Genomic DNA, 14,883 nt, shown 5'->3' with positions numbered 1-14,883 from the left:
TACGGCTGATCCGCTCGACGACGGTCGCGACAAGGATGGGGAACGTTCGCGCACCCGTCATCAGTAGGAGGAACGCCGTGACCACCGGCTCCTTTGGCGTCCCGACCGCCGTCCGCGGCAGCAGCACCGCTGTGGCCGCCCGCGCCACGGACCTTTCCAAGGTCTACGGCGAGGGCGAGACCCAGGTGGTCGCGCTCGACGCCGTCTCCGTGGATTTCCACCGGGCCGAGTTCACCGCGATCATGGGCCCGTCGGGCTCCGGCAAGTCCACGCTCATGCACTGCATGGCCGGGCTCGACACCGTCTCCGGCGGCTCGGCCCGCATCGGCGACGTCGAGCTGACCGGGCTGAACGACAAGAACCTGACGCGGCTGCGCCGCGACAAGATCGGCTTCATCTTCCAGGCGTTCAATCTCCTGCCGACGCTGACGGCCCTGGAGAACATCACGCTCCCCATGGACATCGCCGGCCGCAAGCCCGACCGGCAGTGGCTGGACATGGTGGTGGAGACCGTGGGTCTGTCGGGGCGGCTCAAGCACCGGCCGAACCAGCTCTCCGGCGGTCAGCAGCAGCGCGTCGCCGTGGCCCGCGCCCTGGCGGGCCGGCCCGAGATCATGTTCGCCGACGAGCCCACCGGCAACCTCGACTCCCGCTCCGGCGCCGAAGTCCTGGGCTTCCTGCGGGAGTCGGTCCGCCAGCTCGGGCAGACCGTGGTGATGGTCACCCACGACCCGGTGGCCGCCTCCTATGCCCACCGCGTCGTCTTCCTCGCCGACGGCCGGATCGTCGACGACATGCGCGAGCCCACCGCCGACGCCGTGCTCGACCGCATGAAGCGCTTCGACGCCAAGGGCCGCACGAGCTGATCCCCGCCGGACTCGAACCTCAGGACTGACTTCCCCATGTTCCGCACCGCCTTGCGCAATGTGCTCGCGCACAAGGCCCGGCTGCTGATGACCGTCCTCGCCGTCGTCCTCGGCGTGGCCTTCGTCTCCGGCACCCTGGTCTTCACCTCCACCGTCTCCGACGCCTTCCGGAAGAGCTCCCAGAAGGGCTTCGCCGGCATCGACGTCGCCGTCCGGCCCCACAAGGGCAGCGGCTCCCAGGCCGCCCCGGGCGAGGCCCCCCGGCTTCCGCAGAGCCTGCTCGACCGGGTCGGCACGGCCCCCGGCGTCGCCTCCGCCACCGGCTCCGTCAGCGGCTTCGCGGCCGTGCCCCACAAGGACGGCACCTTCTCCACCCGGGGCGCCTCCTCCACCGGCGCCAACTACTACCCCGGCGCCGACGGCAAGGACGCCCGCTACCCGCTGAAGTCCGGCCGCGCGCCCCGGGCCGCCGACGAGGTCGCGCTCGACGCGAAGATCGCCGAGCGCGGCGGCTACAAGGTCGGCGACACCGTCCGGATGTCCGTCGACGGCCCCGTGCTCCGGCAGAAGCTGACCGGCGTCTTCACCACCGACGACGGCAACGTCTCCGCCGGCGGGACCCTCGCCCTGTTCGACACCGCCACCGCGCAGAAGCTCTACGGCAAGCCCGGCGCCTTCGACGAGATCGAGCTGAAGGCCGCCGCGGGCACCTCCCAGGCCGCCCTCAAGGCCGCCGTCGAGAAGGTCCTCCCCAAGGACACCGAGGCCACCACCGGCAAGCAGCTGGCGAAGGAGCAGGCCGACGCCACCGCCAAGACCATGGACGGCATGCGCACCGGCATGCTCGTCTTCGCGGGCATCGCCCTGTTCGTCGGCACGTTCATCATCGCCAACACCTTCACCATGCTGATCGCCCAGCGCACCAAGGAGCTGGCCCTGCTGCGCGCCGTCGGGGCCACCCGGCGCCAGGTCACCCGCTCGGTCCTCATCGAGGCCCTCCTCGTCGGCTCCGTCGCGAGCGTGATCGGCCTGCTGGCGGGCATCGGCATCGGCGCCGCGATGCGGCCGCTGATGGAGAGCTTCGGCAGCGTCATCCCCGACGGCCCGCTCGTCGTCTCCGGCAGCACGGTGATCACCGCGCTGGTCGTCGGCACCGTCGTGACCACGCTGGCCGCCTGGCTGCCCGGCCGCCGCGCCGCGAAGATCCCCCCGGTCGCCGCGATGAACAGCGTCCACGCCACGGCCACCGCCAAGTCCCTCGTCGTGCGCAATGTGATCGGCGGCCTCCTGGCGGCCGGCGGCGCCGCCGTGGCCGCGGGCGCCTCCAGCGAGTCAGCGCTGGGCCTGGGCGCCTTCCTGCTGGTCGTCGGCGTGTTCGTGCTCACCCCGCTGCTCTCCCGGCCGCTGATCGCCGCCGTGGGCCCCGTGCTGCGCGCCTTCGGCATGCCGGGCCGGCTGGCCCAGCAGAACGCGGTCCGCAACCCGCGCCGCACCGCCGCCACCGCCTCCGCGCTGATGGTCGGCCTCACCCTGATCACCGCCATCACCGTGATCGCCGGCAGCGTGCAGAAGGCCATCGACAAGATGGCCGCGGACGCCATCAAGGCCGACTACGTGGTCGTCATGGCCAATATGAACGCCCTCTCGCCCGACGTCGCCGGCAAGCTCGCCGCCCACCCCAAGGTGACGTCCAGCAGCCCGCTGCGCGAGGCCCCGGTCCGCGTCGACGGCGAGGACGACTCCCTGACCGGCGTCGACGGCCGGACCATCGGCGGGCTCGTCAAGGTCGGTTTCAGCGCCGGTTCCTTCGCCGGCCTCACGGGCGACAAGGCCGTGGTCGACGAGAAGACCGCCAAGAGCCACGGCTGGAAGAACGGCTCCTCGTTCGCCGTCGCCTACCCGGACGGCACGAACGGCAGGCTCACCGTCGCCGGCGTCTACAAGGGCAACCAGATGTTCCAGGGGATCATGGTCGACAACGCCACGGTCACCCCGCACATGCCCCAGGTCGACGACCGCCAGGTCATGGTGAAGGTCAAGGGCGGCGCGAGCTCCGCGAACAAGGAGTCGCTGCGCGAGGCCCTCGGCGACAACCCCGCCATCCAGGTGCAGAGCAAGGACGACATCTCCCGCGAGATCGCCAAGGTCGTCAGCCTGATGCTGAACATCCTCTACGGCCTGCTCGCCATGGCCGTGCTCGTCGCGGTGCTCGGCGTCGTCAACACCCTCGCCATGTCGGTCGCCGAGCGCCGCCGGGAGATCGGCATGCTGCGGGCCATCGGTCTGGACCGCGGTGAGATCAAGCGGATGGTGCGACTGGAGTCGCTGGTCATCTCGCTCTTCGGCGGAGTGCTGGGCGTCGGCCTGGGCGTCTTCTTCGGCTGGGCGGCCGGTGAGCAGATCGGCGCGAGCATGGCCACCTACGAACTGGTCCTGCCCTGGGGCAGCCTGGCCGTCTTCCTGCTGCTGTCCGGTCTGGTCGGTGTGCTCGCCGCGCTCTGGCCCGCCCGCCGGGCGGCCCGGATGAACATGCTCGTCGCCATCAAGGCCGACTGAGCCGGACACAAAAGGAACCGCCCCGGTCCGGAGATCCGGATCGGGGCGGTTCATCAAGCGGTAGCGGTGGGATTTGAACCCACGGTGGAGTTGCCCCCACACACGCTTTCGAGGCGTGCTCCTTAGGCCGCTCGGACACGCTACCGAGAGAGAGCTTAGCGGACGGTGGGCCGTGCTCTGAAATCCGTTCCGGGCCGCGGCGGTGTGGTCCTGGTCACCGGTCGCGTCACCGGTCGCGGAAGAAGCGGGTGAGCAGCTCGGCGCACTCGTCGCCGAGGACCCCGGAGATCACCTCGGGGCGGTGGTTGAGGCGGCGGTCGCGGACGACGTCCCAGAGGGAGCCGGCCGCGCCGGCCTTCTCGTCGGCGGCGCCGTAGACGACACGGTCCACCCGGGAGAGGACGATCGCGCCCGCGCACATCGTGCAGGGCTCCAGGGTGACGACGAGCGTGCAGCCCGACAGCCGCCACTCGCCGGCGGCCCGCGCGGCCTCGCGGATCGCGAGGACCTCCGCGTGCCCGGTGGGGTCGCCGGTGGCCTCGCGCTCGTTGCGGCCGCGGCCGATGACGGAGCCGTCCCGGTCCAGCACGACGGCGCCCACCGGCACGTCGCCCGTGGCGGGGGCCGCCGCGGCCTCCGCCAGGGCGGCCCGCATGGCGGCGAGCCAGGGCTCGCGCACCGGGTCGTGGACGGGGACGGCTGAGTCGTGGACGGCTTCGTTCATGGCACCAGTGTGAGCGCACCCGCCCGGGCGGATGTCAGCGGACGGCCTCCAGGATCTCGGTGCAGCCGAGGACGTCGGCGATCGAGGTGAGGGCGTCCCCGTCCAGTGCCAGGAGCACCTTCTCGTCCACCCCGAGGTCCTCCAGCAGCCTGGTGTCGCCCAGCGGGCCGTTGGGCGCGACGGAGGCGGCCGCCCCGTCGTCGCTCTCGTCCTCCTCCTCCTCGATGTCGGGTTCGCCGTCCTCGGTGCCGTCGAGGTCGAGGGCGTCCAGCTCGACGTCCTCGTCGTCCTCACGGCCGACGAGCTCTTCGACGAGCATCGCCCCGTACGAGCTGCGGTTGGCGACGGCGGCGTTCGAGAGGTAGACCCGGGGGTCGTCCTCGCCGTCCACCCGGACGACGCCGAACCAGGCGTCCTCCTGCTCGATGAGCACCAGGACCGTGTCCTCGTTGATCGCGCTCTCCCGGGCGAGGTCGGCGATGTCGGACAGGGTCTCCACGTTGTCGAGTTCTGTGTCGCTCGCTTCCCACCCGTCTTCGGTGCGCGCGAGCATTGCGGCGAAGTACACCGTGACTCTCCCACTGGTCATAGGCGGTGCCGGGTCGGACGGGGACCACCCCGCCCACTCGGAATCGTGGCAGAAACCTGGGCGTTGCGAGAGGTCTTCCGCGCTGCGTCGTGCAGCAGTCCGAGAGATGTCGCTCACGTGGGGCCCGTGAGGGCGCCGTACGGACGTGACGGGGGGCGGGTCCGCCGGTCACCGGCGGCACCGGAGTCGCCGGCGTCATCGGTGCCACCGGCGTCACCAGCGGAAGGTGCGCATGCGCATCTGCTGGCGCATCCGGGCCGCCCGGGCCCGGCGCGGCTGGACGCGGTCGCGCAGCTCCTTGGCCTCGTTCAGCTCACGGAGGAACTGGGCCCGGCGTCGTCTGCGGTCGTCGGCGCTCTCCGGCCCGTCGTCGGGGCCCGGCGGGTCTATGGAAGAGCCCGGTTTCGGGGGGTCCGCTTCCGTCGTCTCCCGGGGCGTCCGGGCAGCCGACCCGGATCCCCGCCTGTCACGGCCAGCCATGGGCAGCACCACCTCGTGCCGAGGTCCTCGCCCGGCGACAGACCGGGCGTACGTGCCCACTTTCCCCCTTAGTGGTGGTTTGATGCCAGGGCTGCGACAGACCGTCCAAGGCGTCTCGTGCCCTAAAGCTCGGTTAATGTCGATGTCATGCGGATCCACGTCGTCGACCACCCCCTGGTGGCTCACAAGCTCACCACCCTGCGCGACAAGCGCACCGATTCCCCCACCTTCCGGCGCCTCTGCGACGAGCTGGTCACCCTGCTCGCGTACGAGGCCACGCGCGACGTGCGCACCGAGCAGGTCAACATCGAGTCCCCCGTGACGGCCACCATCGGCGTCCGGCTCTCCCACCCGCGCCCGCTGGTGGTGCCGATCCTCCGGGCCGGCCTGGGCATGCTCGACGGCATGGTCCGGCTGCTGCCGACGGCCGAGGTCGGCTTCCTCGGCATGATCCGCAATGAGGAGACCCTCAAGGCGGAGACGTACGCGACGCGCATGCCGGAGGACCTCTCGGGCCGCCAGGTCTACGTCCTGGACCCGATGCTGGCCACCGGCGGCACGCTCGTCGCCGCGATCAACGAGCTGATCGCCCGTGGCGCGGACGACGTCACGGCGATCTGCCTGCTGGCCGCGCCGGAGGGCGTCGAGGTCATGGAGCGCGAGCTCGAGGGCGCCCCGGTGACGGTCGTCACCGCCTCGGTGGACGAGCGCCTCAACGAGCACGGCTACATCGTCCCGGGCCTCGGCGACGCGGGCGACCGCATGTACGGCACGGCAGGCTGAATCGGCCGGTGGGTTTGTGGGCAGTCGTTCCGCGGGGCTGGGGGCACCTCCCAGCGGTAGCTGGGGGAGGGTGGGCACAAACCCACCACCGGCCCGCACGGGCCAGCGAACCGGACCCCGCGCGGCGCGACGTGCGTCAGCACTTGCCGGGCGGGCTCCCCTTGGGCGCCGCCGAGGACGGCGCCTGGGAAGGCGCCGGAGACGGCGCCTGGGAGGGCGAAGGCGGCACCTCCCCCCGCTCCAGCGCCCCGAGCGCCTTCTCGGACTCCTCCGGCGGCGTCAGCCCCTGATAGGCCGCGCCCAGCACGAGGTCGACGTCCTGCCCCTCGCGCTGGTCGCTCCGCGCCTCCGCCCCGGCGAGCTGGGTGCCCAGCACCCGCAGCGCGGTCTCCAAGGATTCCTGGGAGCCGATCAGCACTCCGGTGCCGTTCACCTTTTTGTCGTAGTCGGCCTGGGCGTTGCCCACCTTGCCGATCCTGAAGCCGCGCCGTTCCAGCTCGTCCGCCGTGATCTTGGCGAGCCCGCCGCGCGGCGTGGCGTTGTAGACGTTGACGGTGATGTCGCCGGGCCGGGGCAGGTCCCGGGGCAGCCGCCGTCCGGCCGCGCCGGCCGCTTCGGAGCCGCTCTTGCAGTCGCCGTTCCGCTTGGCGGCCGGGGCCGCCGCCCGCGCAGTGGCGGGCGTGCCCGAGAAGACGTCGACGAGCTGGACCGTTCCCCACCCGGCCAGCCCCAGCACGACGGCCGTGGCAGTGCCGACGAGCACGATCCTGCGGCGATTGCGGGCGCGGCGCATGTGCGGGAAACGATGGCCCGTGATGCGGTACTTACCACCCATGCCAGGAGGGGTGAGCATGCTCATGAACGCAGCGTAGTGCCGGGCGGACCCGCTGCCTACTAGATGATCAATGGGTTGCGCGGACCCCTACCCAAAAGGGTCAATAACCGGCCATGTGACTGAGGCCCCGGGCCGGCCGGTGGCGGGTCAGTCGAGCTCGAGCACGCGTGCGTGCAGCACCTGGCGCTGCTGCAGCGCGGCCCGTACGGCCCGGTGCAGCCCGTCCTCCAGGTAGAGATCGCCACGCCACTTCACGACGTGCGCGAAGAGGTCGCCGTAGAACGTCGAGTCCTCCGCGAGCAGCGTCTCGAGGTCGAGCTGCTGCTTGGTGGTCACCAACTGGTCCAGGCGTACCGGGCGAGGGGCGACATCCGCCCACTGGCGGGTGCTTTCCCGGCCGTGGTCGGGGTACGGCCGCCCGTTTCCGATGCGCTTGAAGATCACACGGAAAGCCTACCGGGCGAGCGGCTCCCGGCGCAGCCATGGCGCGGCAGTGCGATGGCGACAATCAGCCGCATACCGGGAGTGATGCATGGAACTCCTGAACGAGAATTCTTTCGCCGGGGGTCCGCATTACGGACACGTGGCCCCGGAATCCGCTCGCCCCGCCGTTCCGTACCACCGGGACCACGGAGATCACCGGCTCACTCGGCGATCTCGGTCCGCTCCCACCACTCGAAGACGCGCAGCCGGCCCTCGGCGGTGTCCTGGTGGCGCCCGGTGGCCTTGAAGTGCTCGTAACCACCCTTGAACTGGACCTTCAGCTCGTTCCCGGGAGGGGTGATCGGGACGACCCGCTCCGGCAGATCGTCCGGGCCGCCTTCGAGGAATGCTTTGGCGCTGCTCATGGGGACAGTCTTCCGGGGCGGGTCGCCCGGCGCGCGTCGCGACGCGCCGCAGGCCCGAGGGGGCGGTCTCACGCCTTCTTGACCGCTGCCTTCTTGGCGGCTCGTTTCATTTCCTGTTTGTAGGCCCGGACCTTCGCCAGGGTCTCGGGCCCGGTGATGTCGGCCACCGAGCGGTACGAGCCCGCCTCCCCGTAGCTCCCGGCCGCCTCCCGCCAGCCCTCCGGCGTCACCCCCAGCCGCTTGCCCAGCAGCGCGAGGAAGATCTGCGCCTTCTGCTTCCCGAACCCCGGCAGCGCCTGGAGCCGCTCCAGCAGCTCCCGCCCCGACCCCGCCCCGGCCCACACGGCGCTCGCGTCCCCGTCGTAGTGCTCGACCAGATACCGGCACAGCTGCTGCACCCGTCCCGCCATCGATCCCGGGTACCGGTGGACGGCCGGTTTCTCGGCGCACAGCGCCGCGAACGCCTCGGGGTCGTACGCCGCGATCTCGTGCGCGTCCAGATCGTCGTGCCCGAGCCGCCGGGCGATGGTGTACGGGCCGGTGAAGGCCCATTCCATGGGGATCTGCTGGTCCAGCAGCATCCCGACGAGGGCGGCGAGCGGGCTGCGCGAGAGCAGCGCGTCGGCGTCCTCCTGCTGCGCGAGCCGCAGGGGCCGGCCGGGGTCACGGTCCATGGGGCGATGGTCCCTCCGCGCGGCGCGGGACGCACGCCATAAGGGAGCCGCCGGGCGCGTCGGCCGACCGGGCCGTCATCCGACCCGGCCGTCAGCCGACACGTACCGCGAGTGCGGCGATGTCGTCGTTGAGGCCCCCGTCGCTGTATTCGAGGAGATCGCGGTGGAGGCTGTCGAGGAGCTCGCGGGGGTGGGCGGTGTTCTGCTGCCGCATCCAGTCCTCCAGGGGGAAGAAGGCGCCGTCGTGGTCTCGGGCCTCGGTGACGCCGTCGGTGTAGAGGAGCAGCTGGTCGCCGGGGGTGATGGCGAAGGCGTCGACGGTGTACTGGTCGCCGATGAGCTCCGCGAGGTTGAGCAGCGGTGAGGGGGCGCTCGGGTGGAGGGTGCGAAGTGTTCCGCGGGTGCGGAGGAGCGGCGGGGGATGGCCGCAATTGAGGACCCTGACGCTGTCCCTCTCGCGCGGGATCTCGACGAGCAGGGCGGTGGTGAACCGCTCCACCAGGTCCTCGGGGGGAAACGCGGCGCTGTAGCGGTTGCTGCTGGCCTCCAGGCGCCGCGCGACGCCGCCCAGGTCCGGCTCGTCGTGGGCGGCTTCCCGGAAGGAGTTGACCACCGCCGCGGCCGCCCCCACCGCCGGCAGGCCCTTGCCCCGTACGTCGCCGATGAGCAGCCGGACCCCGTACGGAGTATCGGCCGCCTCGTAGAAGTCGCCGCCGATGCGGGCCTCCGCCGCGGCCGCGACGTACAGCGAGTCGATCTCGATGCCCCCGAAGCAGCGCGGCATGGCCCCCAGGACCACCGTCTGCGCCGCGTCGGCGACGAGCCGCACTTGAAAGAGGGTCCGTTCCCGCTGGAGCCGGACGTGGCTGCCGTACGCGGCGGCCACGGTGACCGCGACGATCCCGCCCGCCGTCCACCACGTCCCCAGCCCGGGGAACACGATGCTGAGGCCGATCATGAGGAAAAGGCAGACCGTGCCCAGCAGGACGGTGGGGAGCACGGGCCACATGGCGGCGGCGAGCGCGGGCGCGGCGGGCAGGAGGCGACTGAACGCCATGCGCCTGGGGGTGTTGTACGCCAGGGCGGCGATGACCACGGTGAGGATCACCGGGGAGAGCTGAACAGGGGACCAGCCGCCGTGCGGGGAACGACGGAACAGCGGCCGACCTGGCTGGGTCATAGTCCATAGAATATCCGCACAATACGGACATAGGGCTGGGTGAAGCCGGGCTCGCCCGTTCGGCCCTCCGCCAGTCGGGCGACGGTCGACCCTCGCCGCTGGGAGAGGTGGACCCGGTGCGGATGGCGCCTCACGCCCTCGGCGGCCATGTCCCGCTCCAGAGAGGCGGGTTCGGCCGGCGAATACTGATCGCTCCCGCATGTCGCGAACTGCTATGGTGCGTAGCATGTCGTCGTGGAGGGGTGGTCGGGGCCGGGGCCTGGCAGGGCACTTCGGGCCGCTTGAGCTGGCGATCCTGGAGGTCATGTGGTCGTCGGCCGAGCTGGACGTGAGCGCCTGTGCCCGGCGGCTCGACGGCGGCCAGGCGTACACCACCGTCAAGACGGTGATGGAGCGCCTGGTGATCAAGGAGCTGCTGGCCCGCCGCAAGGAGGGGCGCCAGTACGTGTACTGGGCGCGGTCCTCCCGGCGCGAGGTCGAACAGCGCGTGGCGGCCGAGCAGGTGCGCCAAGTGGTCGACGGCTTCGGTGACCTCGCCGTGGCGAACTTCGTCCGGACGGTGAGCGGCGATGCCGACCAGCTCGCGCAGGTACGCGCGCTACTGGCCGGCATCGCCGACCCGTCGGACGAGGCCGGTGAGGACGAACCCGGCGGCGCTGCGGGGGCATCCGCGTGAGCGTGAGCTGGCTGGGCTATCCACAGGTGCTGCTCGCCTGGTGGTGCCCCCTGGTCGCCGTCGGCCTGTGGCACGCGCTGCGCAGGTCGTCGGCGCGGTTACCGGCCCGGGAACGGTTCGTCCTCGCGGTGGGCCTCGCGGTGACGCCCCTGCTGGCGACGGCCGTTCCCTATGTGCCGCACAGCCCGCTGCGCGACGCGCTGCCGTGGCGGGCGCCGATGGCCTGGGGCATCAGCAACGGCGTCACGGACATCGACGGGCGGCATGTGCTGCAGGCCCTGGGGGCGCAGCTGATGCTCGCGGTGTCGGTCGTGCCGCTGGCCTCGATCGCCGTGTCGTTCGCCGCCGGGGCGATCCAGGTGGCCCGCACGGGGCGTACGGTCGCGCTGCTCGCGCCGCGGCGGTGCGGGGACGTGTGGATCGTGCGGGGCGAGGGTCGGGCCGAGCGGAGCCTGGCGAGCACGGTCGGCCTGGTACGGCCCCGTATCGTCCTCGGCTCGGCGGTGGCGGAATCCTCGGACGCCTCCGCGATCATCGCGCACGAGCGCGCCCACGCGCGGGCGCGTCACCCCCTGTGGATCTTCCTGGCCACCTGCGCCCTGCGGTCGTGGTGGTGGATTCCCGGCCGGAAGGCGGTCCTCGCCGAAGTCCGGCTCACCGCCGAGCTGTGGGCCGACCAGAACGCCCGTGAGTCCGACGGCGCGGCGGCGGTGGCGAAGGCACTGTGCGCGCGGCTGGACGCCGCCGACGCGGTCGGCACGGTCGGCGCCGTCAGTGCCGTCAGCGCCGGATTCCTCGACCCCGGCACAGAACTGGCCCACCGCGCACGGGCGTTGGCGGCGCCGCCACGAGTGATGCCGGCGTGGCAGGCGTGGCCGGTGCGGATCGCGACGGGGGCGCTGGTGAGTGCCGTGAGCATTCTGCTGTGACGTTTTGACGCTGTGACGCTGTGACGTAAAGAAACGGCGTGGGTGGCGGGGCATCCCCACACCCACAAGTGCTACACGATGTAGCAGAAGGGGGAGGCCATGTACTCGGCGACGAATCCGGAGATGCCACCCGGGACCGGGGGCACACCGGTGATCGAGACCCGAACCCGTCGCGAACACCGAGTCCGCGCGCTGGTCCTGGCGGCCGGGGTGCTGGCCGGCGCCGTCCTCGTCACGGGCTGCTCCGAGGAGCGCGACGCCGCCCTGAAGTGGCCGGGCGCCGAGAGCAACCCGCAGGCGGTCACGGCCGACCAGTTCGGCGCCGCGTGGCCGCTCAAGCCCGACAAGGGAAAGGTCGCCTGCGACACGACGCCGTACAGCGGCTTCGCCATCACCTTCCAGGCGCCCGACGGCAAGATCTACGCCCTCAACAACGTCGCCCACGACGAGAAGGGCTACCCGAGCGTCGACGAGATCAAGGGCAACTCGGGAAAGATGTGGCGGCTCCGCTCCTTCGGCATGCAGATCTGCTCCCTGGAACGCACCCGCAACACGCGCTCGACCCCACCGGCGACCCCGCCTAGTAGTCCAGCCCCGGATACCAGTCGCCCCGCCCGCCCGGTGTCAGATCGAGGAGGTGCCAGACGGGGCTGAGGAGGTCGATGCCGCGCTCCTGGATGTCCTCGGCCAGGCGCGGGTGGGCGGAGTAGGTGTGGCGGACCGTGCCGTCGGCGTCCCGGGTGAAGACGGAGAGGGTGGAGTCCTGCTCGCCGGCCTCGTCCTCACTGCCCAGGTCGTACTTGAAGCGGCTGTCCCCGCAGCTCAGCAGCCGCAGCCGCGACCAGCCGCGCCGCCGGGCGTGCTCCCGCAGGGTGGGCGGGTCGGCGGCCGCGGCGATGACGAAGTCGGCGTTCCGGGCGATGTGGTGGGCGACGCCGTTGTAGCCGTCGATCCACATGGTGCACATCGGGCACGGCTCGGTCTGCCGCTTGCCGTACATGAAGTGGTAGACGATCAACGGCCGGTCCGGGGCGGTGAACAGCCCGCTCAGCGCGACCTCGCGCACGGGCGCGTCGCCCGCGTCCAGATCGGCGGGGCCCTCGGCGAAGACGTAGTCGTCGACCGGCGTCCCCCGGGGGAGCGCCCGCCGCCGGGCCGCGACGGTCTCGCGCTGACGCATGAGCTCGATCTCGGCGAGACGGAGCTCCTCCCGGGCGGCGAGGTACTCCGCCGACTCGCCGGGCAGTCGGGTCTGCCGCAACATCGCGACCTCCTGGACCCCCTGGATCTCCCAGGCCCCCTGGACGGGCGCCCGAAACCCCAAACTACCGGCATATGACGCGAGCCACACCTGCGGCAAGGCCCGGACCGCGTGGTGCGGTCCGGGCCTCCCTGCCAGGGTTCAGGCCTCGATGCCAGGCCTCAGCGGAAGCGGCGGAGGCGGAGGCTGTTGGTGACGACGAAGACGGAGGAGAAGGCCATCGCCGCGCCCGCGATCATCGGGTTGAGCATGCCGGCCGCCGCGAGGGGGAGGGCCGCGATGTTGTAGCCGAAGGCCCAGAAGAGGTTGCCCTTGATGGTGCCGAGGGTGCGGCGGGAGAGGCGGATCGCGTCGGCGGCCACGAGCAGGTCGCCCCGGACGAGGGTGAGGTCGCCGGCCTCGATGGCGGCGTCGGTGCCGGTGCCCATGGCCAGGCCCAGGTCGGCGGTGGCCAGGGCGGCGGCGTCGTTGACGCCGTCGCCGACCATGGCGACCGAACGGCCCTCGCCCTGCAGCCGCTTGACGACGGCGACCTTGTCCTGCGGCAGGACCTCGGCGATGACCTCGTCGATGCCCACCTCGCGGGCCACGGCCTCGGCGACGGCCTTGTTGTCGCCGGTCAGGAGGACGGGGGTGAGGCCGAGGCGGCGCAGTTCGGCTATCGCCCGGGCGCTGGTGTCCTTGACGGCGTCGGCGACGGTCAGGACGCCTCGCGCCTCGCCGTCCCAGGCGACGGCCACGGCGGTGCGGCCCTCCGCTTCGGCGGCGGCCTTGGCGGCGGCGAGCTCGGCGGGCAGCTCGATCACCCACTCGGCGAGGAGCGTCTCGCGCCCCACGAGAACCGCGTGGCCCTCCACGACGCCCTGCACGCCCAGCCCGGCGACGTTCTCGAAGCTCTCCGGTACGGGCAGCGTGCCGGTGCGGGCGGCGGCGCCGTCGGCGATGGCGCGGGCGATGGGGTGCTCGGAGGCGTGCTCCAGCGCGCCGGCCAGCCGCAGCAGGTCGTGCTCGGTGACGCCGGGGGCGGTGACGACGTCCTGGAGGGTCATGCGGCCGGTGGTGACGGTGCCGGTCTTGTCCAGGACGACGGTGTCGACGCGGCGGGTGGACTCCAGGACCTCGGGGCCCTTGATGAGGATGCCGAGCTGGGCGCCGCGTCCGGTGCCGACCATCAGCGCGGTCGGCGTGGCCAGGCCCAGGGCGCAGGGGCAGGCGATGATGAGGACGGCGACGGCGGCGGTGAACGCGGCGGTGGCGTCGCCGGTCACGAACAGCCACGTCAGCAGCGTGCCCAGGGCGATCAGCAGGACGACGGGGACGAAGACGCCGGAGATGCGGTCGGCCAGGCGCTGGACGGCGGCCTTGCCGTTCTGCGCGTCCTCCACCAGCTTGGCCATGCGGGAGAGCTGGGTGTCGGCGCCGACGCGGGTGGCCTCGACGACGAGGCGGCCGGAGACGTTGACGGTCGCGCCGGTGACGGTGTCGCCGGTGGTCACGTCGACGGGCACGGACTCACCGGTGAGCATGGAGGCGTCGATCGCGGAACCGCCTTCGACGACGGTGCCGTCGGTGGCGATCTTCTCCCCGGGCCGTACGACGAACCGGTCGCCGACGGCCAGTTCCGCTACGGGTATGCGGGTCTCGCGCCCGTCGCGCAGGACGGTCACGTCCTTGGCGCCCAGCTCCAGCAGCGCCCGCAGCGCGGCACCGGCCTTGCGCTTGGACTTCGCCTCCAGGTAGCGCCCGGCGAGGATGAAGGCGGTCACTCCGGCGGCGGCCTCCAGGTAGATGGAGGAGGAGCCGTCGGCCCGCGAGACCGAGAAGTCGAAGCCGTGCCGCATGCCCGGCATCCCCGCGTGGCCGAAGAACAGGGCCCACAGCGACCAGCCGAGCGCGGCGAGGGTGCCGATCGACACCAGCGTGTCCATCGTCGCGGCCCCGTGCCGGGCGTTGGTCCACGCTGCCTTGTGGAAGGGCAGCGCGCCCCACACGACGACGGGGGCGGCCAGGGTGAGCGAGAGCCACTGCCAGTTGTCGAACTGCAGCGCGGGCACCATCGCCATCAGCACCACCGGCACCGACAGGACCAGCGACACCAGCAGCCGCTGCCGCAGGGCACCGAGCTCACCGCCGCTCGCGTCCTCCTCGGCCTCGGCCGGCGCCGCCTCCGCACGGGCCGCCGGCTTCGGGGGCTCCTGGGCGGTGTAGCCGGTCTTCTCCACCGTCGCGATCAGGTCGGCGACCTCGACGCCCGGGCCGTAGGAGACCTTGGCCTTCTCCGTGGCGAAGTTGACCGTCGCCGTGACGCCGTCCATCCGGTTGAGCTTCTTCTCGATGCGCGCGGCACACGAGGCGCAGGTCATCCCGCCGATGGAGAGTTCGACGCCGGCGGCCGGCACGGCCGTTGTCTGCTCGGGAGCGATGCTGGTCATTGCTGCGGATCTCCTGGAGGAGGGCCGGACCGTACGGCGTCCGTATGAGC

The 14,883-nt window shown here is 72.0% G+C and carries 16 protein-coding genes and 1 tRNA gene; 6 read left to right on the top strand and 11 right to left on the bottom strand.

The features are described from left to right. Positions 1 to 77 precede the first annotated feature (77 nt). Together IE096_RS27075 and IE096_RS27070 are read left to right on the top strand one after the other, a co-directional pair. Positions 78 to 866 (top strand): ABC transporter ATP-binding protein, encoded by a 789-nt coding sequence (locus IE096_RS27075; RefSeq protein ID WP_189456067.1) that lies wholly within the window; start codon positions 78 to 80, stop codon positions 864 to 866. A 36-nt stretch (positions 867 to 902) separates the two neighbouring features. Next, the gene (locus tag IE096_RS27070; RefSeq protein ID WP_189456066.1) at positions 903 to 3,422 is read left to right on the top strand and encodes an ABC transporter permease; all 2,520 of its coding nucleotides are present in this window, start codon (positions 903 to 905) and stop codon (positions 3,420 to 3,422) included. Between the two features lie 58 nt (positions 3,423 to 3,480). Here IE096_RS27070 and IE096_RS27065 read toward each other — a convergent pair. From IE096_RS27065 to IE096_RS27050, 4 genes are all read right to left on the bottom strand, one after another. After that, positions 3,481 to 3,567 (bottom strand) — tRNA-Ser (locus IE096_RS27065). 81 nt (positions 3,568 to 3,648) lie between these two features. Continuing rightward, the gene (gene tadA, locus IE096_RS27060) at positions 3,649 to 4,146 is read right to left on the bottom strand and encodes a tRNA adenosine(34) deaminase TadA (protein WP_189456064.1); all 498 of its coding nucleotides are present in this window, start codon (positions 4,144 to 4,146) and stop codon (positions 3,649 to 3,651) included. A 34-nt stretch (positions 4,147 to 4,180) separates the two neighbouring features. Continuing rightward, positions 4,181 to 4,714 (bottom strand): tRNA adenosine deaminase-associated protein, encoded by a 534-nt coding sequence (locus tag IE096_RS27055; RefSeq protein WP_189456062.1) that lies wholly within the window; start codon positions 4,712 to 4,714, stop codon positions 4,181 to 4,183. 234 nt (positions 4,715 to 4,948) lie between these two features. Beyond that, entirely contained in the window at positions 4,949 to 5,215 is a 267-nt protein-coding gene (locus IE096_RS27050; protein WP_189456060.1) for a hypothetical protein, read from the bottom strand. Between the two features lie 147 nt (positions 5,216 to 5,362). On the opposite strand from IE096_RS27050, the gene upp reads away from it, so the two are divergent. Further along, positions 5,363 to 5,998, top strand: a complete 636-nt coding sequence (upp, locus tag IE096_RS27045; protein ID WP_189456058.1) for a uracil phosphoribosyltransferase — start codon at positions 5,363 to 5,365, stop codon at positions 5,996 to 5,998. 136 nt (positions 5,999 to 6,134) lie between these two features. On the opposite strand, the gene IE096_RS27040 is transcribed toward upp, so the two are convergent. The 5 genes from IE096_RS27040 to IE096_RS27020 form a co-directional block, all read right to left on the bottom strand. Further along, positions 6,135 to 6,857 (bottom strand): LytR C-terminal domain-containing protein, encoded by a 723-nt coding sequence (locus tag IE096_RS27040; RefSeq protein ID WP_189456056.1) that lies wholly within the window; start codon positions 6,855 to 6,857, stop codon positions 6,135 to 6,137. Between the two features lie 123 nt (positions 6,858 to 6,980). After that, positions 6,981 to 7,277 (bottom strand): type II toxin-antitoxin system VapB family antitoxin, encoded by a 297-nt coding sequence (locus IE096_RS27035; protein ID WP_004929488.1) that lies wholly within the window; start codon positions 7,275 to 7,277, stop codon positions 6,981 to 6,983. A 200-nt stretch (positions 7,278 to 7,477) separates the two neighbouring features. Continuing rightward, a complete protein-coding gene (locus tag IE096_RS27030; protein WP_189456054.1) occupies positions 7,478 to 7,681 on the bottom strand; it encodes a DUF5988 family protein in 204 nt (67 codons plus the stop codon). Between the two features lie 68 nt (positions 7,682 to 7,749). After that, entirely contained in the window at positions 7,750 to 8,355 is a 606-nt protein-coding gene (locus IE096_RS27025; protein WP_189456052.1) for an HhH-GPD-type base excision DNA repair protein, read from the bottom strand. A 91-nt stretch (positions 8,356 to 8,446) separates the two neighbouring features. After that, positions 8,447 to 9,535, bottom strand: coding sequence for a PP2C family protein-serine/threonine phosphatase (locus IE096_RS27020; protein WP_189456051.1), 1,089 nt, complete (start codon positions 9,533 to 9,535; stop codon positions 8,447 to 8,449). A 226-nt stretch (positions 9,536 to 9,761) separates the two neighbouring features. Between IE096_RS27020 and IE096_RS27015 the strand changes: the two genes are divergently transcribed. The 3 genes from IE096_RS27015 (at position 9,762) to IE096_RS27005 (ending at position 11,794) form a co-directional block, all read left to right on the top strand. After that, positions 9,762 to 10,211, top strand: coding sequence for a BlaI/MecI/CopY family transcriptional regulator (locus IE096_RS27015; protein WP_189456049.1), 450 nt, complete (start codon positions 9,762 to 9,764; stop codon positions 10,209 to 10,211). Then, entirely contained in the window at positions 10,208 to 11,140 is a 933-nt protein-coding gene (locus IE096_RS27010) for a M48 family metalloprotease (RefSeq protein WP_189456047.1), read from the top strand. The genes IE096_RS27015 and IE096_RS27010 overlap by 4 nt, the downstream gene beginning before the upstream one ends. 150 nt (positions 11,141 to 11,290) lie before the next feature. After that, positions 11,291 to 11,794: a hypothetical protein gene (locus IE096_RS27005; RefSeq protein WP_189456045.1), complete on the top strand. Its 504-nt coding sequence runs from the start codon at positions 11,291 to 11,293 to the stop codon at positions 11,792 to 11,794. Here the strand turns inward: IE096_RS27005 and IE096_RS27000 are convergent. After that, positions 11,721 to 12,404, bottom strand: a complete 684-nt coding sequence (locus IE096_RS27000) for a DUF899 family protein (protein ID WP_189456043.1) — start codon at positions 12,402 to 12,404, stop codon at positions 11,721 to 11,723. The genes IE096_RS27005 and IE096_RS27000 overlap by 74 nt on opposite strands. Before the next feature lie 158 nt (positions 12,405 to 12,562). Beyond that, positions 12,563 to 14,833: a heavy metal translocating P-type ATPase gene (locus tag IE096_RS26995; protein ID WP_189456040.1), complete on the bottom strand. Its 2,271-nt coding sequence runs from the start codon at positions 14,831 to 14,833 to the stop codon at positions 12,563 to 12,565. Positions 14,834 to 14,883 lie beyond the last annotated feature (50 nt).

Origin of the sequence: Streptomyces abikoensis, assembly GCF_014648775.1 — a bacterium.
Taxonomy (GTDB): Bacteria; Actinomycetota; Actinomycetes; order Streptomycetales; family Streptomycetaceae; genus Streptomyces; species Streptomyces abikoensis.
Note: the sequence above shows the minus strand (reverse complement) of the source record. Positions and strands in the feature narration are given on the sequence as shown.

Coding starts and splice junctions, on each gene's coding strand:
- IE096_RS27070 (WP_189456066.1), top strand. CDS start 903: ATGTTCCGCACCGCCTTGCGCAATGTGCTCGCGCACAAGGCCCGGCTG.
- tadA (WP_189456064.1), bottom strand. CDS start 4,146: ATGAACGAAGCCGTCCACGACTCAGCCGTCCCCGTCCACGACCCGGTG.
- IE096_RS27050 (WP_189456060.1), bottom strand. CDS start 5,215: ATGGCTGGCCGTGACAGGCGGGGATCCGGGTCGGCTGCCCGGACGCCC.
- upp (WP_189456058.1), top strand. CDS start 5,363: ATGCGGATCCACGTCGTCGACCACCCCCTGGTGGCTCACAAGCTCACC.
- IE096_RS27040 (WP_189456056.1), bottom strand. CDS start 6,857: ATGAGCATGCTCACCCCTCCTGGCATGGGTGGTAAGTACCGCATCACG.
- IE096_RS27030 (WP_189456054.1), bottom strand. CDS start 7,681: ATGAGCAGCGCCAAAGCATTCCTCGAAGGCGGCCCGGACGATCTGCCG.
- IE096_RS27025 (WP_189456052.1), bottom strand. CDS start 8,355: ATGGACCGTGACCCCGGCCGGCCCCTGCGGCTCGCGCAGCAGGAGGAC.
- IE096_RS27020 (WP_189456051.1), bottom strand. CDS start 9,535: ATGACCCAGCCAGGTCGGCCGCTGTTCCGTCGTTCCCCGCACGGCGGC.
- IE096_RS27015 (WP_189456049.1), top strand. CDS start 9,762: ATGTCGTCGTGGAGGGGTGGTCGGGGCCGGGGCCTGGCAGGGCACTTC.
- IE096_RS27000 (WP_189456043.1), bottom strand. CDS start 12,404: ATGTTGCGGCAGACCCGACTGCCCGGCGAGTCGGCGGAGTACCTCGCC.
- IE096_RS26995 (WP_189456040.1), bottom strand. CDS start 14,833: ATGACCAGCATCGCTCCCGAGCAGACAACGGCCGTGCCGGCCGCCGGC.